This window comes from Mycobacterium sp. OAS707 (genome assembly GCF_014873705.1).
Taxonomy (GTDB): domain Bacteria; phylum Actinomycetota; class Actinomycetes; order Mycobacteriales; family Mycobacteriaceae; genus Mycobacterium.
The window spans coordinates 991,881-1,010,641 of sequence record NZ_JADBDS010000003.1 but is presented as its reverse complement, the minus strand read 5'-3'; the positions used below and the strand labels follow the sequence as shown (position 1 = coordinate 1,010,641).

23 protein-coding genes are annotated in these 18,761 nt (G+C 66.3%); 12 read left to right on the top strand and 11 right to left on the bottom strand.

All coding sequences use genetic code 11. The annotated features are described in order from the left end of the window. Positions 1–15: 15 nt before the first annotated feature. Positions 16–543, top strand: coding sequence for an OsmC family protein (locus GGC64_RS23190; RefSeq protein ID WP_192724844.1), 528 nt, complete (start codon positions 16–18; stop codon positions 541–543). Here the strand turns inward: GGC64_RS23190 and GGC64_RS23185 are convergent. Further along, complete coding sequence (locus GGC64_RS23185; RefSeq protein ID WP_192724843.1) at positions 506–1,768, bottom strand: carboxylesterase family protein; 1,263 nt, start codon at positions 1,766–1,768, stop codon at positions 506–508. The genes GGC64_RS23190 and GGC64_RS23185 overlap by 38 nt on opposite strands. A gap of 30 nt (positions 1,769–1,798) precedes the next feature. Then, positions 1,799–3,499, bottom strand: coding sequence for an MOSC domain-containing protein (locus tag GGC64_RS23180; RefSeq protein ID WP_192724842.1), 1,701 nt, complete (start codon positions 3,497–3,499; stop codon positions 1,799–1,801). Positions 3,500–3,671: 172 nt separating this feature from the next. Here GGC64_RS23180 and GGC64_RS23175 point away from each other — a divergent pair, with 172 nt between their 5' ends. Together GGC64_RS23175 and GGC64_RS23170 are read left to right on the top strand one after the other, a co-directional pair. After that, positions 3,672–3,839, top strand: coding sequence for a hypothetical protein (locus GGC64_RS23175; RefSeq protein WP_192724841.1), 168 nt, complete (start codon positions 3,672–3,674; stop codon positions 3,837–3,839). 69 nt (positions 3,840–3,908) lie between these two features. Then, positions 3,909–5,033, top strand: coding sequence for an FAD-dependent oxidoreductase (locus GGC64_RS23170; RefSeq protein ID WP_192724840.1), 1,125 nt, complete (start codon positions 3,909–3,911; stop codon positions 5,031–5,033). Here GGC64_RS23170 and GGC64_RS23165 read toward each other — a convergent pair. After that, positions 4,997–6,613, bottom strand: coding sequence for a cytochrome bc complex cytochrome b subunit (locus GGC64_RS23165; protein ID WP_192724839.1), 1,617 nt, complete (start codon positions 6,611–6,613; stop codon positions 4,997–4,999). The two genes, GGC64_RS23170 and GGC64_RS23165, sit on opposite strands and share 37 nt — an antisense overlap. A gap of 109 nt (positions 6,614–6,722) precedes the next feature. Next, a complete protein-coding gene (locus GGC64_RS23160) occupies positions 6,723–6,989 on the bottom strand; it encodes a long chain fatty acid-CoA synthetase (protein ID WP_225952145.1) in 267 nt (88 codons plus the stop codon). Between the two features lie 189 nt (positions 6,990–7,178). On the opposite strand from GGC64_RS23160, the gene GGC64_RS23155 reads away from it, so the two are divergent. From GGC64_RS23155 to GGC64_RS23145, 3 genes are read left to right on the top strand one after another with little or no spacing between them, the layout of a single operon-like run. After that, entirely contained in the window at positions 7,179–8,387 is a 1,209-nt protein-coding gene (locus GGC64_RS23155; protein ID WP_192724838.1) for a PP2C family protein-serine/threonine phosphatase, read from the top strand. Continuing rightward, entirely contained in the window at positions 8,384–9,958 is a 1,575-nt protein-coding gene (locus GGC64_RS23150) for an ATP-binding protein (RefSeq protein ID WP_192724837.1), read from the top strand. The genes GGC64_RS23155 and GGC64_RS23150 overlap by 4 nt, the downstream gene beginning before the upstream one ends. Next, the gene (locus GGC64_RS23145) at positions 9,955–10,404 is read left to right on the top strand and encodes a response regulator (RefSeq protein WP_192724836.1); all 450 of its coding nucleotides are present in this window, start codon (positions 9,955–9,957) and stop codon (positions 10,402–10,404) included. The genes GGC64_RS23150 and GGC64_RS23145 overlap by 4 nt, the downstream gene beginning before the upstream one ends. Here the strand turns inward: GGC64_RS23145 and GGC64_RS23140 are convergent. The 4 genes from GGC64_RS23140 to GGC64_RS23125 form a co-directional block, all read right to left on the bottom strand. Continuing rightward, the gene (locus GGC64_RS23140; RefSeq protein WP_225952144.1) at positions 10,401–10,796 is read right to left on the bottom strand and encodes an ATP-binding protein; all 396 of its coding nucleotides are present in this window, start codon (positions 10,794–10,796) and stop codon (positions 10,401–10,403) included. The two genes, GGC64_RS23145 and GGC64_RS23140, sit on opposite strands and share 4 nt — an antisense overlap. Before the next feature lie 77 nt (positions 10,797–10,873). Beyond that, positions 10,874–11,236: an STAS domain-containing protein gene (locus tag GGC64_RS23135; RefSeq protein WP_192724834.1), complete on the bottom strand. Its 363-nt coding sequence runs from the start codon at positions 11,234–11,236 to the stop codon at positions 10,874–10,876. Between the two features lie 85 nt (positions 11,237–11,321). Next, positions 11,322–12,569: a lipase LipE gene (lipE, locus tag GGC64_RS23130; protein ID WP_192724833.1), complete on the bottom strand. Its 1,248-nt coding sequence runs from the start codon at positions 12,567–12,569 to the stop codon at positions 11,322–11,324. Continuing rightward, positions 12,566–13,051, bottom strand: a complete 486-nt coding sequence (locus GGC64_RS23125) for a peroxynitrite isomerase (RefSeq protein WP_192724832.1) — start codon at positions 13,049–13,051, stop codon at positions 12,566–12,568. The genes lipE and GGC64_RS23125 overlap by 4 nt, the downstream gene beginning before the upstream one ends. A 50-nt stretch (positions 13,052–13,101) precedes the next feature. Between GGC64_RS23125 and GGC64_RS23120 the strand changes: the two genes are divergently transcribed. Beyond that, complete coding sequence (locus GGC64_RS23120; RefSeq protein WP_192724831.1) at positions 13,102–13,533, top strand: PPOX class F420-dependent oxidoreductase; 432 nt, start codon at positions 13,102–13,104, stop codon at positions 13,531–13,533. Here GGC64_RS23120 and GGC64_RS23115 read toward each other — a convergent pair. Together GGC64_RS23115 and GGC64_RS23110 are read right to left on the bottom strand one after the other, a co-directional pair. Continuing rightward, on the bottom strand, positions 13,530–13,979 hold the full coding sequence (locus GGC64_RS23115; protein ID WP_192724830.1) for a hypothetical protein: 450 nt from the start codon (positions 13,977–13,979) through the stop codon (positions 13,530–13,532). The two genes, GGC64_RS23120 and GGC64_RS23115, sit on opposite strands and share 4 nt — an antisense overlap. An 82-nt stretch (positions 13,980–14,061) precedes the next feature. Continuing rightward, a complete protein-coding gene (locus tag GGC64_RS23110) occupies positions 14,062–14,460 on the bottom strand; it encodes a heme-binding protein (RefSeq protein WP_192724829.1) in 399 nt (132 codons plus the stop codon). A 346-nt stretch (positions 14,461–14,806) separates the two neighbouring features. Between GGC64_RS23110 and GGC64_RS23105 the strand changes: the two genes are divergently transcribed. From GGC64_RS23105 to GGC64_RS23090, 4 genes are read left to right on the top strand one after another with little or no spacing between them, the layout of a single operon-like run. Next, positions 14,807–15,175, top strand: a complete 369-nt coding sequence (locus GGC64_RS23105; protein ID WP_192724828.1) for a VOC family protein — start codon at positions 14,807–14,809, stop codon at positions 15,173–15,175. Between the two features lie 4 nt (positions 15,176–15,179). Beyond that, positions 15,180–15,593 carry a VOC family protein gene (locus GGC64_RS23100; RefSeq protein WP_192724827.1) on the top strand — a complete coding sequence of 138 codons (414 nt, stop codon included), beginning with the start codon at positions 15,180–15,182 and terminating at the stop codon, positions 15,591–15,593. Next, positions 15,590–16,450: a rhomboid family intramembrane serine protease gene (locus GGC64_RS23095; RefSeq protein ID WP_192724826.1), complete on the top strand. Its 861-nt coding sequence runs from the start codon at positions 15,590–15,592 to the stop codon at positions 16,448–16,450. The genes GGC64_RS23100 and GGC64_RS23095 overlap by 4 nt, the downstream gene beginning before the upstream one ends. A 51-nt stretch (positions 16,451–16,501) precedes the next feature. Continuing rightward, the gene (locus GGC64_RS23090; protein ID WP_192724825.1) at positions 16,502–16,981 is read left to right on the top strand and encodes a GtrA family protein; all 480 of its coding nucleotides are present in this window, start codon (positions 16,502–16,504) and stop codon (positions 16,979–16,981) included. Here GGC64_RS23090 and GGC64_RS23085 read toward each other — a convergent pair. After that, entirely contained in the window at positions 16,970–17,917 is a 948-nt protein-coding gene (locus GGC64_RS23085; RefSeq protein WP_192724824.1) for a sigma-70 family RNA polymerase sigma factor, read from the bottom strand. The two genes, GGC64_RS23090 and GGC64_RS23085, sit on opposite strands and share 12 nt — an antisense overlap. Positions 17,918–18,038: 121 nt before the next feature. On the opposite strand from GGC64_RS23085, the gene GGC64_RS23080 reads away from it, so the two are divergent. After that, the gene (locus GGC64_RS23080; RefSeq protein ID WP_192724823.1) at positions 18,039–18,755 is read left to right on the top strand and encodes an SDR family oxidoreductase; all 717 of its coding nucleotides are present in this window, start codon (positions 18,039–18,041) and stop codon (positions 18,753–18,755) included. The last annotated feature ends 6 nt before the right edge of the window (positions 18,756–18,761 follow it).

Here is an 18,761-nt window from a genome sequence, read left to right as displayed (position 1 = left end):
TGCCATGATGACCGAATGGACGCAGCCGCTCTCAGGGATTTGCAGGCGCCGCTCAAGCGGCGGTATCGGGACGACCCGGGCAGCTCACGCACTCCACTGACGGCCGAGGCCTCCTTCGAGACCGACGGCGTGACGGCGTTAGTTCAGACATGGTCAGGGCCTGCCCGCGCGGGCCTGCATCCGGCCACCGGCGGTGACGGCGAGGACGCCTGCTCCGGCGACATGTTGCTGCAGGCCCTGCTGGCCTGCGCAGGCGTCACGATGCGCAGCGTGGCCACCGCAATGGGTGTCGACATCAGCGGCGCCGAGCTGCGCGCTACCGGCATGTTCGACGCCCGCGGCACGCTCGGCATCGACCGTGACGTACCGATAGGCGTGCAGGACATAAGTATCGTCGCCGAGTTGCAGACCGATGCCGACGACTCGACCTTGGCCAAGCTTGCCGAGCTGACTGAGCGTTATTGCGTTGTGGGACAAAGCTTGGCGCGAATTCCGTCGATCCGTGTCACCCGAACCGGAGCGTCGACGAATCAAGCCCGCTGATTCCGTTGTGTGCGAAGCCGGTCCAGTTGCGGCGCATGGCCTTCGCGAGTCGTTCGTCAATAGGGCGGCCACCGAGCATCGGCGCATCGACCCATTGCGCCGGGTCGAACAACAGCGGCAACTCGATGCAGTGACAGGCCCCCATCTCGGAGGGCGACCAGTCAACGCGGAACGTCGCACTGCGGCCGCCGTACTCATGCCACTGCCGGGCGAGTCGGCGCGCACTCCTACCGAACGCGCGCTGCGTCATCGCGGCCGCTGCGACCCGCTCGGCGATACGGCCAAGCGCGCCAAAGCGTTTCAGCCGTGCGACACGGGCATTCATCGCCGCGAACGGAGCGCCGTCGTTGCGGGTGTAGCCGACGAGCAGCTCGATGCGTTTCGCGGCGTCGGCCAACCGCTCGTCGACTTCGGACTCCGCGGGCAGCGGATCGAGCCCCATGATCGGGCCGAACGGCATGCCGCTGACCACTCCGAAGCGTGCGGCGGCCGCAGCGGCTGCGGTCTGGGCATCCAGCACTTCACCGGTGGTGACGGACTTCGCCGCCGTGCGCATCGCGGCCGTCATCGCGTCGCGGCCACTGCGGATCCCGAGCGGCGCGCTCTGCATGATCGCCCGGCGAAACAACCCAACCGCCTGCTCGCACAGCATCAGTGAGAACACCGAGTCGCCCCCGGCGGACTGGCCGAAGACGGTCACCCGGTCTGGGTCGCCGCCGAACGCGGCGATGTTGTCGTGCACCCATTGCAGCGCAAGGATCTGGTCGCGCAGCCCGAGATTGTCGACCCCACTCGGGCTGAGGTAGCCAAGTACGCCGAGCCGGTAGCTGACCCTGACCACGACGACGCGACCGGTGTTGGCGAGTTCGTCGGCGTCGTACTTCGGTGCCTCGCCTCCGCCGGACACGTAGGCGCCGCCGTGCAGCCAGACCATGACGGGCAAGGCGTCCGCATCGCTTGGCGCCGTCACCGACAGGACTTGGCAGTCTTCACTCATCGCGAGCCCCTCGACCACCGGACCGGTGACCCACTCCAACCGCGATGACAGCTGCGGACACGCCGGGCCGCGTGCGGTGGCGTCGAGGACATCGGACCACGGGGCAAGAGGCTGCGGCGCAGCGAAGCGGGCGGCCCGCGCGTATCGGATACCGCGCACGTGCAACAGCGCGCCGTCGTCCTCGGCCAGCAGGGGCCCGGCGGGCGGATCAAGGCGTCGGGACGGCACCTGATTCACCGTAGTCCCGTCGATTCTGGGTCAGAGATCGAGGACGAGATCGGTGTGCGGCGTGGCAGTGCACAACAGCACCGTGCCGTCGGTGGGCTCCTCCAACGGCGGCTCGAGATAGTCGGTCGTGCCCTCGATCACCGCGGTGGCACAGGTATGGCACACGCCGCTGCGGCAGGAATACCGGGTCGGCACATCGCAGGCCTCGGCGAATTCGAGCAGCGTGTGGAAGGCGGGCGACCAGTCGACGCTGAGTCCGCTTCGGGCGAAGGTGACTTGCGGTCCCGCGCCCGGTCGGCCGGCCGGTGGGTGTGGCCGGGGCGGGGCGACTGCGCCGACGACGCCGGGATTGATCGGCGGTAGCGCTCCGAACAGTTCGGTGTGAATATGCGTCGGGTCCAGTCCGGCCGAGGCGAGTGCGTCGCGGACGTCGGCCATGAAAGCGGCGGGACCGCAGAGGTATGCCGTCGCGTCGGTCGGCAGACCCAGCGCGGCGATCGAGCGGCCGTCCAGGCGCGATGATGCGTCACCGTCGCGCGTGTAGAAGACGTGCTGGTGTGCGCCGGGCAAGGTGTCGAGCAGGCCGGCGATCTCGGCGGCGAACGCGTATGTCGCCGCGCTCTGTGTGGTGTGCAGCCACCAAACCTGGCGCTGCCGCTTCGCCGACGCCAATGCGTGTGCCATCGCCATCACGGGAGTGGCGCCGACGCCGGCCGACACCAGCACGACGGGGCCGTCCTCGTCGAGGAGATGGAAATCGCCTCGCGGCGCGGCGCATTCGATGACCATCCCGGCCGCGGCATGGCTGTGCAGCCAGCGGCTGACCTGACCGTGCTCCTCGCGCTTGACGCTGATGCGGTAGTGCCCGGCGCTCGGATCTCCTGAGAGCGAATAGCTGCGCATCGGCGGCGGGTCGCCCGCGGCGGGGATCTTCAGCGTGAGGTACTGGCCGGGCAGCGGCGCCGGAAGCGCGCCGCCATCGTCGGCCTCGAGTCGGATCGACAGCACTGTCGGGCTTTCCGCATGGGTGGCCGTCACGTGCAACGGCCGGAAGCCGACCCATCCCGCCTCGGTGGAGGTTTTCTCGGGCCCGACGAGCATGTCGCCGAACGACTGCTGCCACCCGGGACTCAGTGCGGGCATGTCGACGGCCTTGGACAGCAGCTCTGTGTTCCGGTCCGGCAGATACAACAGCGCGTCGACGTCGGCGACGCTGAGTTCGTGACGCCCCCGGCGGGTCAGCACGATATCGTCACCCGCACGCACGACTCCCTCGGCGATGACCCGGAAATAGAAGCCCGGCCGATGTTGGGAGACAAGCAGATTGGGCATCTCGGGCACCCCGAGGCGCATTCCCACGCGGAAGCAGGTGACGCGCGGCTGGGTGACCTCGAACTCGGCGTCGCCGATCTGGTAGCGATCACCGATGCAGACGTCGCGATCGGCCAGGCCGCTGACGGTGAAGTTCTCCCCGAAGTTGCCCGGCACCAGATCGTCGCGGCCCAGGTAGTCGCGCCAGAAGTCATACGACTCGGTCTGGTAGACCATGACCGCGCGCTGTTCGCCACCGTGCCCGCCGAGGTCACCCTGGCCGTCGCCGTCGATGTTGAGGCGGCGCACCATCACGGGGCCCTCGACCGGCGTTTTCCAGATGCCGGTGTGCACCGTCTTACCGTTCCACGGCACGTCTTTCGGCATGCCGACGTTGACGGACACCAGCCTGGGGGTCATGACGGACAACGTAGCCCCAAAAGGTGAAGGTGCGGTGGCGACCGATCGATTCCTGCCAACCGCCGGTCAATTACTGCCAACGGAATTAATACCCTGACCTCCTGGTTTAACCAGTCAGATCGGCCAATGAAGTTACAAGACCGGCCGACACGGACAAGAAGAAGGCATCAAAATGAAGAAGTTCGGATTCGCCACCATCGCCGCCAGTGGACTGGCCGCCGCGATCCTCGGCTTGGCCGGGCCGGCGCAGGCCGACTCGATCCACCACGACTGGATCTATGACATCCAGCCGTCGGTGAGCGTGCCGCACGTCGACACCAGCGTTCACCAGAGCCACTGACCAACCGAATCTCACTTGAAGAGGGGCACCCGGTAGCGGGTGCCCCTCTTCGTATGTCAGCGTGTCCCCATGGATTTGCGCCGCGTCGTGATTGCCGGTCTTGGCGACAGCGGTGTGCTCACCGCGATCCGGTTGGCCCGCCACGCCGAGGTGGTCGGAATCTCGGCCAAGCCCGCGTTGGTCAGCGGACAGGAGCTGGGCTGGCGACTGTCGCGTCCGCATGAGTGGGCGCGCGCCAACTGGATTCCGTTCGACAAGTTCCGCGGGCTCGACAGGGTACGCACCGTGCACGGCACCCTGGCCGGGGTCGACCTCGCCGCGCGGAAAGTCCTTGTGCGCCATGACGACGGCTCGACGTCGTCCGAGCCATACGACGCACTGGTCATCTCGACGGGAGTCACCAACGGCTTCTGGCGGCAGCCGAGCTTTCAATCGGCCGACGAGATCGGCGCCGACCTGCGCGCCGCCCACGATCAGTTGGCCGCAGCCGGTTCGGTGATCGTGGTGGGCGGCGGCGCGGCGGCCGTCAGCAGCGCAGCCAACGTCGCGAGGTCTTGGCCCGGAAAGCGGGTGGACCTGTACTTCCCCGGCGACCGCGCGTTGGTCGGCCATCACCCCCGGGCGTGGGCGCGCATCCAGGACCGGCTTCGCGAGGCGGGTGTGGTGCTCCACCCGGGGCATCGCGCCTTGATACCCGACGGATTCAACTGTGACCGGATCACCAGCGAGCCGGTCCGATGGAGCACCGGGCAGCCGGCGGCGTCGGCAGATGCCGTCCTGTGGGCGACGGGACGGGTACGGCCCAACACCGACTGGTTGCCTGCTGAGCTGCTCGACGAAAGCGGTTTCGTCCGAGTGACTCCCGAGCTGCGCGTACCCGGCCATCCCGGCGTGTTCGCCATCGGCGACGTGGCGGCGACGGATCCGCTGCGAAGCTCGGCGCGCAACAGGGCCGACGGCCTGCTGGCCCACAACATCCGCGCCGAGTTCGCGGGTCGACCGCTGCGCGCCTACCGCCCACCGAAACGACGGTGGGGTTCGGTGATCGGAATCCAACCCGACGGGCTGGAGGTCTTTGCGCCGAACGGTCGCGCCTTCACGTTCCCGGCGTGGTCGTTCGACCGGGTGCTGATGCCACTGTTCGTCCGGTGGGGCATCTACCGTGGGGTGCGCGAGAACCGCCCGCTGTCTTGATCCTGGTGTTCGCGTAATGCATTGAGCGCCTTGCGTTCTGACACGTGTGCCGCTTCCGTCAACGCCTCGTGTTCGGCGATCGGGTCGGCGGTCAGCAACCCTCCGCTACCCGGTGCGCCCGCGTAGCCGAGCTTGTTCATCCGCTTCGGCACCGGCGCGCCCGCATATTCCAGCGGCACTGGCGCCAGCGGCTGGTGCACTTCGATGTAGGCGCCGTGCGGCAGCCGCTTGATGATCCCGGTCTCGATGCCGTGCTCGAGCACCGCCCGGTCGCCGCGCTGCAGGGCGATGCACCAGCGGTAGGTGACGTAGTAGACGATGGCGGGCAGTACCACCATGCCGATGCGCCCGATCCAGGTCGTCGCGTTCAGCGAGATGTGGAACTTCAGCGCGATGATGTCGTTCATCGCCGCCAGCGTCAGCACCAGGTAGAACGCGATCGCCATCGCACCAATTGCGGTGCGCACCGGCACATCTCGCGGCCGTTGCAGCAGATTGTGGTGCGACCTGTCGCCGGTGGCCCTCTTCTCCAGCCACGGATAGACGGTCAGTAGCGCGAAGACCAGCCCCATGATCGCGGCGACCCACACGACAGCGGGGATGGTGTGGCCGAAAAGGTAGAACTCCCACGCGGGCCACAGCCTCATCAGTCCTTCCGGCCACATCATGTAGAAGTCGGGTTGGCTGCCCGCCGAGACCTGCGCCGGTTTGTAGGGGCCCAGCTGCCAGATCGGGTTGATCTGCAGCAGGCCGCCCATCAGACCGAGGATGCCGGTGACCATCGCGAAGAACGCCCCGGACTTCACCGCGAAGACCGGCATGACGCGCACGCCGACGACGTTGCGCTCGGTGCGGCCGGGGCCGGGGAACTGCGTGTGCTTCTGAAACCACACCAGTGCCAGGTGAATACCGATGAGCGCCAAGATGATTCCCGGAATGATCAATACGTGCAGCGCGTACAGCCGCGGCAGCAGGACGTCACCGGGGAAGTCACCGCCGAACAGCGCCCAATGCAGCCAGGTGCCCACCACAGGCAGGCCCAGCGTGATGGACGACAGCGCAGCACGAAGCCCGATGCCGGACAGCAGATCGTCGGGCAGGGAGTAGCCGAAGTAACCCTCGAACATCGCAAGTATCAACAGCAGCGAGCCGATCACCCAGTTGGCTTCACGCGGTCGACGGAACGCCCCGGTGAAGAAGACCCGTGCGAGATGCACCATGATCGCGGCGGCGAACATCAAAGCCGCCCAATGGTGGACCTGCCGAACGAACAACCCGCCGCGGACTTCCAGGCTGATGTTCAGCGCCGACGCATACGCCCGCGACATCTCGACACCGCGCAGCGGCTGGTACACGCCGTTGTACGTGACCTCAGCCATCGACGGGTCGAAGAACAGCGTCAGGTAGACGCCGGTGATCAGTAGGACCACGAATGAATACAGCGCGATCTCGCCCAACAGGAACGACCAGTGGGTCGGGAACACCTTGTTGAGGCCGCGGCGGACCGCCGCAGACGGGTGATAGCGCGAATCGATCGCGTCGCCGTGGCGGACCACGCTGTCAGCCAGTTTCGGACTCATGAGCACCGCTCCCTGATACCGATGTAGTACTACTCAGGGTAGTACTACATCGCGTCGGCGCATAGCGAAAAGGGCACCCGAATCGGGTGCCCTTTGTGTCGTGGTGCGGCTAGTCGCGAACGTCCACGGTGATGTAGCCGATCGGGATGCCGGTGCGCGCGGCGATGTACTTACGCGCAACGATCTCGACGGAGGCCCGCCTGGTCGCATGGGCCACGGCGTCGAGCTCAGGAATCCGGATGGCCCAGCCCGTGACTTCGGGGCTGACCTCGATTTCGAAGCACTGACCGGCGGTCAGACCCGGGACGATGCGGCGAATCGAGCGGCCGCTGCGGATAGGTTGTGCAGAGACGGTCCTTGCGGACAGCGTGGGCATGATCTCTCCTGGGCAACGGGGAACCGCGCGCAAGCGTACTGCTAAACGGCCATACCACCTAATCTGTCAGCGGGCCGACGTTCCCCAGGAATGTGCCCATGCAACGGACTCGGTATGGTCGTGACGTTGTCACTGAAGAAGGGTCAGCGCGGCCAGGGTGACGTTACGTATAAAAGGACGTGATGGCACATGCGCGCGCCGCATTACTCCCAGGACAACCCCGCTGTCGTTCGCGCGGCCGCGGGGCCGCGCCTGTCAGTGCTGCTGGTCGAGGACGATCGCGCCGATGCGTTGTTGGTCGAGGAGCTGATCGCCGACGCCGCAGTCGACATTGAATTCGCGTGGAAGGCCACGGTTTCTGAAGCCGAACGGGAGCTGGCACGCAACCGCCCAGATTGCGTGCTGCTGGACCTGAATCTGCCCGACGCCAACGGCATCGACGCGCTGCAGCGCATCTGCACTGTGGATCCGAACATCCCGATCGTGGTGTTGACGGGGTTGAACGACGAACATTTCGGGATCTCCGCGGTGGCGTCCGGCGCCCAGGATTACCTGGTCAAGGGTCGGGTGGAGCCTGAGACGCTCCGCCGTTCGCTGCTGTATGCGATCGAGCGGAAACGGGCCGAGTTGACGGCAGTCGAATTGCACGCCAGCCGCATTCGAGCAGGGGAGAATGCTCGACTCGAGCGTGGCCTGCAGCCGTCACCCCTTTTGCTCGACGACCCCGGCGTCGACATCATCACCCGCTACCGGGCGAGTCGGGCGTATGCGCTGTTAGGCGGCGACTTCTACGACGTGGTGCAGACACCCGACGGAACCGTGCACGTCATGGTCGGCGACGTGGCCGGGCACGGCCCGGACGAGGCCGCGCTCGGCGTGGCTTTGCGCATCGGTTGGCGGGCACTCACATTCGCCGGTCTGCGCGGCAACGAGCGCATGCACCAACTCGAGCGGGTCCTGCTCACGGAACGGCCGACGAAGGGAATCTTCGCGACTCTGCTGAGCCTCGCGTTTGCTCCAGACAGTCTGCGATTCAACGCGGTGCGCGCTGGGCATCCCGGCATGTTGATGCATGGGAACAACGATGTGCAATGGATCGAACCGGCCGCAGGCCCCGCGCTCGGGCTTGGCGCGCGCGAGTGGCCGGTCAACGAACTCGAACTGCCGGAAGGACACGGCTTGCTGCTGCTGACCGACGGTCTGTTCGAAGGCCACTCCGGACAGGGCAACGAACGCCTCGGCGAGGACGGCCTGCTCGAACTCGCGCGCTCCCTTGCCGCGCTGCCGGGCCGCGCCTTTGTGGACACGCTCATCGGTGAGGTGGAGGCGCGGGCGCGCACGCACGGCGGGCACACCGACGACATCGCGGTGGTGCGTGTCGAGCGGACGCCACGATGACTTCGCCGGGGGGCACCCGCCGCCTGACCGTGCAGGGCTGGCAGAACGTCGTGCTGTCAGTGATGGGAGCGGTGGTGCTCGCCGCCGCGATCGCAGGCGGCATCCTGCTGACCCGGACCGACGACGTGTCCGACGAATTGATCGACAACACGCAGCCGGCGCGGGTTGCCGCCTATCAGTTGCAGGCCGCGCTGCGGGATCAGGAGACGGCGCTTCGCGGCTACGCGATCGCGGCCGACCGGCAATTCCTCGAACCCTACTTCGACGGACAGCGTGCCGAGCGGTCAGCCGCTGACGACGTTCGCAGCCATCTCGGCTCTCATCGCGAAGCCGCCGACGACCTCGATGCCATCGAGCGAGCGGCTGCCGACTGGCGAACGAGTTACGCGGATCCTTTGATCGCGAGCATCACGCCCGGCAGGCCGACAGTGCTGGACAACGCGACCGCCGACCGCGGCAAGGTCGAATTCGACCGTCTGCGAGCACTATTCATCGCTCAGAACGAGCACCTTTCGGCGATCAGGCAAGCCGGTCTCGAGGAGCTCCACAACGTGCGCGCGTGGCGCAACACCGTGCTTGCCGGGCTGATCGTCACCTTTTTCGCGATGACGGTACTGCTTGCGGTGCTGATCCGAACCGCGGTCACCCGGCCGCTGGCCGCCCTTGCCGCGGCCTGCAGGCGAATCACCGAAGGCAACTTCGGCGAGCGCATTGTGCCCCGTGGCCCCAAGGACATTCGATCCATCGCAACCGACGTCGAAGACATGCGACAGCGAATCGTCGAGGAACTGGAGTCGTCGCAGTCGGCACAGGCGGCCCTCGACGAGCAGGCTGTCGAGCTGCGCCGGTCGAACGCCGAACTCGAGCAGTTCGCCTATGTCGCATCACACGATCTGCAGGAGCCGCTGCGCAAGGTCGCGTCGTTCTGCCAGCTGCTCGAGAAACGCTACGGAGACAAACTCGACGAGCGCGGCACCGAATACATCGCGTACGCGGTCGACGGTGCCAAACGGATGCAGGTGTTGATCAACGATCTGCTCACGTTCTCGCGAGTCGGACGGCTCAACGCCACGTCCACCCAGGTGGATCTGGACACCACGTTGGACGCCGCCCTCGGCAACCTGTCGACCGCGCTCGAGGAGTCGGGCGCGCAGATCACCAGGCCGCCAGGGGGACTACCCCAGGTCGACGGTGACCCCACCCTGTTGGTGATGGTGTGGCAGAACCTGATCAGCAACGCGGTGAAATTCCGGAGGGAGGGAACGGCCCCGAAGATCGTCATCGAGTGCGATCAACGTGTTCGCGACGACGACGCCGACTGGATTTTCACGGTGTCCGACAACGGGATCGGCATCCCGAGCGAGTTCGCCGACAAGGTCTTCGTGATCTTTCAGCGTCTGCACGGCCGGGACGCATACAGCGGCACAGGCATTGGGCTTGCGCTGTGTAAGAAAATCGTCGAACACCACGGCGGAAACATCTGGATCGACACCTCGAACACCGAGGGCACGCGTTTCCAATTCACCCTGCCCGTTCACGCAACGGCAATCCTCGAAGGAGCAACTGAATGACTTCAGAGACCGCCGACGGCCGCGCAATCGATGTGCTGTTGGTCGAAGACGATCCGGGTGACGAGCTGATCACCCGAGAAGCGTTCGAACACAACAAGATCAAGAACACCTTGCACGTCGCCCACGACGGTGAGGAGGGGCTGGACTTCCTCTACCGACGCGGCCCGTTCACCGATGCGCCGAGGCCGGATCTGATTCTGCTCGATCTGAATCTGCCGAAATACGACGGGCGCCAGCTGCTCGAGAAGATCAAGTCCGACCCCGAGCTGTGCCACATTCCCGTCGTCGTACTTACCACGTCGTCGGCGGAGGAGGACATCTTGCGTAGCTACAAACTGCACGCCAACGCCTACGTCACCAAGCCCGTCGACCTCGATCAGTTCATGAGCGCCGTGCGGCAGATCGACGAGTTTTTCGTTCAGGTGGTGCGCCTGCCCCAGTTCTAGTGCGGTGCGCTGACCTGGCCCCATTCCAGGCACACGCGGGTGCCTGTCGGCGACGAATCCAGGGTGGCCCGATCGGCGAGCGCCTGCATGAGCGGGATACCGCGTCCTCTTCTGATTTGGTTGGTGCCCGCATCAGACTCGCGCCACGCGCCCTGGTCGGTCACCGTGACGGTCAGCGTGGCCGCGGCGTCGTCGTAGTCGGCTTGCACCTGCATCACGCCGGGGCGGTCGGCCGTCGCGTACGCGTACTCGGCCGCGTTGGCCAACGCCTCGTTGACCGCGAGCACCATGTCGCAGGCCTTCGTCGCGTCGAGCGTGAAGTGCTCGTGCAACCAGTCCGAGAACTCGCGTCGGATGACCGCGGCGCTCTCCGGATCGGCGACGGCGTCCATCCGTGCGAAGTGTGATCTGTTACAAAGCTTTTCCGAAGTTGACATCTCGGCTGCCGACTACCCCATATGCGCTTTTGTTAAGCCGCCAGAGCGGCAAGCGCTTCATCCAGGGTGGCGTGCAGGCCGACGACGTCGGCGATCCCGACCAGTTTCAGCGGCCGGCTGGTCGCGGGTCCGTCGGCGACGACAGCGAACAGGATGTCGGCCGGTAGTTCTTCGCGGGCGGCCACCAGGGCGCCCATGCCCGCCGAGGCGAGAAAGTCGACCGCGCCGAGGTCAACGACCACACCGCGCGGGGAGTCCTTGGCCGCGGTGGCTATCGCCTCTTCGAGTTGCGACGTGGTGAGCATGTCGACCACGCCGGCCACCGAAAGCACCTCGATCTCATCGACTCGGCGCCGCTTGATGGTGCACTGACTGGCCGCGGACTGGTTCGACACGTTTTACCTCCAACATGACTTAAACCGCTCGGGCCTGACGTGCTCGGTCCAGCGGCTAACACCCGGTTCCCGAATCGGCCGAGACTCAAACATTCTTTTCCATTCGGGGGATTTCCGCAGTGATGCGGTCGAGTAAGGCCGGGTAGCGGTTCGCCTCGCGATGCCTGCCCGGCTTGCCACTGCTGATCAGGCCCGCAGCCAGCCCGCGCTGCGGATCGGCCCACACGGCGATGTTGACCAGCCCGGTATGACCGAAGGCGGCGGGCGCGTTGCGTCCGAAGGGCCCGAATCGCTGGGAGCCCAGCATGTATCCGGTGCCCCACCGCAGCGGGAGCAGTCCCGTCGCCAGGTCGGGACGAAGCCTGCGGCACTCCCGGGTAGCGGCGCGAAGGGTCTCGGGCGTCATGATCCGCACGCCGTCGAGTTCGCCGCCGCGACGCAGGATCTCGGCGAAGCGGGACATCTCGTCGGCGGTGGACACCGTGTTTGACGACGGCACCACTCCGGTCAGGAATTGCGGTGTATTGGAATACGGGATGATCTGGTGCATCGTCCCGCCGACGGCGGTGCGAAACGCCGCAGCGATCGGTGCCGGCAGCGGTTTACCCGTCGGATAGCTGCGGGCGACCAGGGGGACGTCGGCCTCGGCCACGCCGTAGTTCGTCCAGCGGAAACCGAGCGGATCGAGGATCTCGGTGCCAAGCACCTCGCGGATGTTCTTACCGGTGGCGGCCGAGACGATCTCCCGCACCAGCGGGCCCCACGTCAGCGCGTGGTAGATGTGCACCAGTCCGGGACGGTAGATCGGTTTCAGGTTGCCGAGCATCTCGCGGGCGTACTCGCTGTCGTCCATCCTCTTCAGGTCGGGCCGCGGCCCGGTGGCGAACGGCACGCCCGCGCTGTGCGTCATCACGTGGCGGATCGTGGTGCGGTCCTTGCCGTGGCTGGTGTAGCTGGGCAGGTAGTCGCACACCCGATCGTCGAGTGAGAACACGCCGCGTTCGACAAGCATGTGCACGACGGTCGTGGTGATCGCCTTGGCTGCGGAGTACACACAGAACGGGGTTTCCGTTGTGACAGCGACCTTTTCCGCGTCGGGCGGATCATCAGGTCCGTTGCCCCAGCCGTGTCCGATCGCCCGGTTCAGCACGACCTTGCCGTTGTGTCGCAGGCAGAGCTGAATTGCGGGGTGCATGCCGGCCGCATACCAGTGCCGCGCGGCCTGCCAGATCCGCTCGACGGCTGCGGCATCGATCTCGGAGTGGTCTTCCTCGCCGACGGCCGTGACGGCGTCGAGGTCGGCGGGGACGCGGATCCGGCCGGCCAGCGTCATCCCCGCGCCCTGTGCAGTGTCGCGGCCAGATGATCTTGCAGCGGCTGGCCGACGGCGCCCATCCGAACCGTGTAGGTCAACTGGTCACTGTCGACGCGAATCGAACGGCTCAGCGCTGTGACCTCTTTAGCCGACGAGGTGCGGCCGATCGCGGTCGCGGTCAGCTCCAACTCTATGGTCGTTTCTGAGCTCGACAGAGTGCCCTCCTCGATCTCCGTGACGCCGGTGGGATGGGCCAGTACGAGCTCGACGCGATCCGGCGACGGCGCGCGCAGGTATCCGGTCTCCGCGTGTAAGGGACGACCGTCGTCGGTGGCCCTGGTCCGCTGCCGGTAGATCAGGAACGGCTTGCCGACATGGTCGAAGGTCACTTCCTCGAGATAGCCGAACGAGGCGATCGTCGGATACACGCCCTCGCCCCGACCGGACCAGGTGCCCAGTAGAGGCGCCAACACGGCGACGTCGGGATGCAGATCGACCACGTCGCCAGGGTACGGAATAGCGGGCATGCGATCGCCGGTTGCCGGTTGACATGACCGCCACCACATTCGACCCGCATGCCCTGATCGCCGAGAGCAGGCTTGGGGTGCTCGCCACGATCAAGGCCAACGGCCTGCCTCAGCTGTCGCCCGTGACTCCGTACTACGACCGCGACGCGGGCGTCATCTATGTCTCGATGACCGAGGGCCGCGCCAAGACGGCGAACCTGCGCCGGGATCCGCGCGCCGCGCTCGAGGTCACCAGTTCCGACGGGTGGGCGTGGGCCACGGCCGAGGGCTCCGTCACGCTGACCGGACCGGGCACCGACCCTCATAGCGCCGAGGTCGAGGCGCTCGTCGACTACTACCGGGCTGCTGCCGGGGAACATCCGGATTGGGACGAGTACCGGGCGGTGATGGTCTCCGATCGCCGCGTGTTGATGGCGTTGACCGTCGACCGCGTGTACGGCGAGAAGATCCGCTAGCCGCCCGGGTTGGCGGGCGGCGGCGCGCCGCCAGGATTGCGGGCGATGATCTGCCCGAGTTGGCCGAGCGCACCCATCAGATCGCCGGGACCCGCTTGCGGCGGCACGGGTGCGTCCGTCAGCTGCCAGGTCTGGCATTCGTTCGTGGTGAACGAGGTGTCCGTGGCGTCGATCTGAACGATCTGGGCCTTCTTGGACAGGGCGTTGTCCACGATCGTGTTCCCGTTGGTGCGCTTCCAGTAGCAGGCTCCGTCGCCGACGGGGCCCGCCGAGCTGTACGTGCCGGGCTGGATGTCCTTGCCGACGGCGTAGGTGCCATCGCCGTCGATGGTCGTCTTGGGCCCTGGCGGTGGCGCTGGAGTGGGATCGGCGGTGGCGACCGCGGGCGATGCGGCCAAGCCGGCGAGAAGAATCGCCGCGACCGCGGTTGTGCGTGTCGACCTCATTCGACCAGAGTAGACGTTAAGCCCTGCTAACGAAAACCGCCCGCTACAGCGCGCGGCTGCAGCGGGCGGTTTGTGCGTGGCTCTAGCCGGCCATGAACTCGCCGTAGGCCGAAGCCAGTTCCGGCGGCAACACCGAGACGTTGCACTGACGCTGGGTGTCGCCGATCGGCGCCAAGATGCCCTTCAGGTCGTAGTACTCCTGCGGGTTGGCGGTGAAGTAGCCGCGCAGCGTTGCCGATGCCTGGTCGCGCGGCTGGCTGAACGCGGCCCCGACCGCCTGGTTGGCGCTGGGGTGGCCGTTCAGGTAGGCGCGCGCCGAGCCCAACGTCGTGCTGACGGTGTTGGACACCCCGGCCGCAGAGCAGTCGGGTGCGGCTGTTGCGGTCGGCGCGGCGATGGTTGCTGCAGCCACGCCCCCGAGCACGCAGCCGACAGCCACACCGGCGACGCGACGGCGCGCAGTGGTACCACTGAATTTCATGATCATTTCTTCCTTTGAATTGCGATTTGTCGCTGTTTTCCCCGTCCCTGAAAACCAAGGTAGCTGAACGCGAAGAGTGCAAATTCCGGAAGCGACGGCTGCCGGTGCGCGACGAAAAGCGTTACAGCGCAACGGAGTGAGATTGCCCGCAATTTGCGCCGATTTCGATAAGTCATCGACCAGATCCGAGCGGAGATCTTGAAAACTCTCAATATTTGCCGCGGCCTCTTAAGTGATCGTGATTTGCATAGTGATCGAATTGTTATTCGGGCGTCGGTGACACGCCGTCCGCGTGAGCCGGACTCCAGCACGGTTAGACGGAGACGCGACCGGTAATTCCGACGCCATGATCGGACAACTTCGCGCAGTGGTGGTTGACGCCAGGGAACCGAAGGCTCTGGCAGAGTTCTACGCCGGCCTCATCGGCGGCACGGTGGACGTTCAGGACGATTCGTGGGTGGTGCTGACCGACCCCGCGGGCCGCAGGCTGGCATTCCAGTATTCGCCCGAACATGACCCGCCGCAGTTCCCCGATCCGCACGGGTCGCAACAGTTCCACCTCGATGTGCTCGTCGATGACATCGGAGAAGCCGAGCCAAAGGTGCTCGAACTCGGCGCTTCCCGCGTGACCGAAGCAGTCGACGAGAGTCAGTTCCGGGTGTTCCGGGATCCGGCCGGGCACACGTTCTGTCTGGTTTGGGGAGTCGACCAGTAGTCTCGTGGCCGTGCGCTTCGACCTGCTCAGTCCCGCCATCGAAGTCGGCCTCGTCACCACGAACCTCGACAAGATGGTCGCCTTCTACGAAGGCTTCCTGCAGCTCGAATTGCAAGGCGAAGTCGAGTTTCCCGGCGGTTCGCAGCGGCGGTACTCGCTCGGCAAGAACGTGGTGAAGCTGGTGACGTTCGACTCGCCACCGCCGGAACCGGCAGCGCCGGGCGGCGGCCGGGCTCAGGCAGGCGTCCGCTACTTCACCATCGGAGTGCAGAACCTGCACGCTGTGGCGGCGGCGTTCGCCGAGTCCGAGTACGAAATCGTCGAGCCGGTGACCGAATTCGCTCCGGTGCCGGGGATGGGGTGGATGTTCGTCGCCGACCCCGACGGCAACTGGATCGAGTTGTTCGGAACGCTGTGAACTACCCGACCACGCCGCAGGCCGCACCGACCTGCTACCGGCATCCCGATCGCGCGACATATGTGACCTGCACGCGATGTCACCGCCCCATCTGTCCCGAATGCATGCGCAGCGCCGCGGTGGGTCACCAGTGCGAAGAGTGCGTACGCGAGGGCGCAAGAACGGTCCCTCAGCCGCAGACCGCGTCCGGCGCGCGCCTGACGACGCACACGCCCGTCGTCACTTACGCGCTGATCGCGATCAACGTGGCGATGTACCTTCTGCAGAAAGCGTCGCCGAACCTGCAGAGCGATCTCGTGCTGCATTCGCCCTCCGTCGCGGCCGGCGACTGGTATCGCCTCGTGACGTCTGCGTTCCTCCATTACGGCATCCCGCATCTGCTGTTCAACATGTACGCGCTCTACGTCATGGGCCCGTCACTGGAGAGTTGGCTGGGCCGACTGCGTTTCATCGCGCTCTACGCGTTGAGCGCGCTTGGCGGCTCTGTCCTGGTGTATCTGCTCTCGCCGCTCAACGCGGCGACAGCGGGCGCATCGGGCGCGGTGTTCGGACTGTTCGGTGCGGCGTTCGTCGTCGGTAAGCGGCTCAACCTCAACGTGGGTTGGGTGGTGGGGCTCATCGCGTTGAACCTGGCTTTCACGTTCGTGATTCCGGCGCTGGGAGGGCAGCAGATCAGCTGGCAGGGCCACATCGGCGGCCTTGTCACCGGGGCGGCGGTGGCAGCCGCGTACGCGTATGCACCGCGTGAGCACCGGACGCTGGTCCAGGTGTCAGCGACGGTTGCGCTGCTGGCGGCGTTCGCCCTACTGATCGGATGGCGGACGGTCGATCTGCTGACCCGGTTCGGCATCACCTGACGTTTGCCCGCTGCTCAGCAAGCAGCCACCTGGCCATGCCAGCGTTGCTGCATGAGCGTGCAGCCCGAGGCATCCCTGCGGCCGGTCGAGCGCTTCCATCGGTGTTGCGAGGTCGTCGTTGCCCGGCTGCCGTTCGGGCTGAATTCCGTTGTGGCGCCGACCTTTCTGGGCTTCGTCATCCTCAACGGCTGCACGTTCGGAGTCGATCTGGTGCTCCTGAGCGCGCTACACGGCCGGCTAGGCGTCCCACTGGCCGTCGCGGTGACAGTGGCGTATGCAGGCGCATTCACGCTGAGCTACCTACTCAATCGCATACTGAACTTCAGATCGCATGGCGCGGTCGGCCCGCAGTTCGCGGTGTACGTGGCGGTGGTCGTCGTGAACTACCTGGCGTTCATTCTCGGCGTCTCCAGCGGGCTGACGGCACTCGGCGTCGAGTATCACGTCGCGCGGATCGCGGCGGGTGCCTGCGAAGCGGTCTACATGTACAGCGCGATGCGCTGGGTGGTGTTTCGGCCGTCATCGCGTTGACGGCAGGCCGAACACCGCGAACAGCCCGGGATCAAGAAAGACGGTGATCGCGCCGATTCCGTCCTCGCCGGGAGTGAGCACGTGTATCGCGTGGGCCTGCAGCACTCCCGCGGCGTCGCGGCGGTAATCCGCAACGGCCGGTTGACCATTGGCGGATGTCGGAACCATCGACACAGCGCCGGGTTCGGTGAACGCACGCGCGGACAGGAATCGCGTCACCGCGTCGCGGCCGGTGAACCAGACGGCGAACGGTGGCATCTCGAGCGTGACGTCGGCCCGCAGGAGCGCGGTCAACGCGGCCATGTCGCCGTTTTCGAAAGCCGCACAATAACGTTCGACGAGTGCGAGCAGCTCGCGGTCTTCGGGTTCGGGAATCTCGTCGTCGCTGGGCGCGACGGCGGCGAGATGGGCCCTGGCCCGCTGCAGCGCGCTGTTGACCGCGGCCGGTGTGGTCTCGAGGAGTTCAGCCACCTCGGCGGCGCTGAACTGGACCACGTCGCGCAGGATCAACACCGCCCGCTGGCGGGCGGGCAGTTCCTGCATCGCCGTCACGATCGCCAACCGGATGCTCTGCCGTGCCGTCACCGCGGTCTCCGGTGTGAACGTGTCCGGAATCGGCTCTAGCCACGGGAAGCCGGCCTTGCTCGCGTCGATGTCGACATCGGGATCGATGGAACCGGCGCCGAGTCCAGCGGGCAGCACGCGGCGGGCGCGGTTCTGCAGCGCGCGCAGGCACGCGGTGGTCGCGATGCGGTACAGCCAGGTCCGCAACGCTGCACGTTCCTCGAACGCCTCGTAGCCGCGCCAACCGCGCAGGTACGTCTCCTGCACCAGGTCCTCGGCGTCCTGCACCGAGCCCAGCATCCGGTAGCAGTGTGCGATCAACTCGGCGCGAAACGGCGCTGCCTGCTCGATGAAGTCCTGCTGGGCCGGCACGGCGCCCCTCCTACCTACCTATCGCGCGTATCGCGGTCTTTCCAATACAGATACGCCCGGCGGCCGGAATTCATCGACCAGCACCCGACGAATCCAGCTCCCGGCATGCATCTGACTTGATATGAACCAACCCAACAACACCATTGCCGGTTCCACCGTGATAGTGACCGGCGCCAGTCGAGGATTCGGTCGCGGTATCGCCGAGGCCTTCACCGCAGCGGGAGCCGAGGTGATCGGCGTCGCCCGCAGCGGGGGCACCGTCACCGCCGATGCCGCCGACCCCGCAACCGCTCACCGGCTCATCGAGCGGTACCAGCCACGCACGGTCGTGCTGTGTGCAGGTGCGGCGCCGCGGATGAGCCCGCTGCAGGAGCAGACGTGGGAATCCTTCAGCAGGAACTGGAATGTCGATGTGGCCCAGGCATTTCACTGGGTCCGGGAAGCGCTGCTGCAGCCCCTTGCGCCAGGCAGCACCGTCATCGCGGTCTCCAGCGGCGCGGCGATCAACGGATCGCCGCTCAGTGGCGGCTACGCCGGAGCCAAGGCCACCGTCCGGCTGATCGCGGCCTACGCGGCACTCGAGTCGCAGCGCGCCGGGCTCGGCATCGACTTCGTATCGGTGCTGCCTACGTTGACGCCTTCGACCGAGCTGGGTGCACAGGCGGTGGCGGCCTACGCCGAGCGCCAGGGTGTCGACGTAGAGGAGTTCGTGCTGTCCCTTCCGGCTGTGCTGACCGCCGAGCAGGTCGGCAAGTCCGTGCTCGAGCTGGCCACCGCGGGACCGCAGGAACACCGCGCATACACGCTGAGCTCCGCGGGTTTGTCGCCGTTGGGCTGAGCAGAC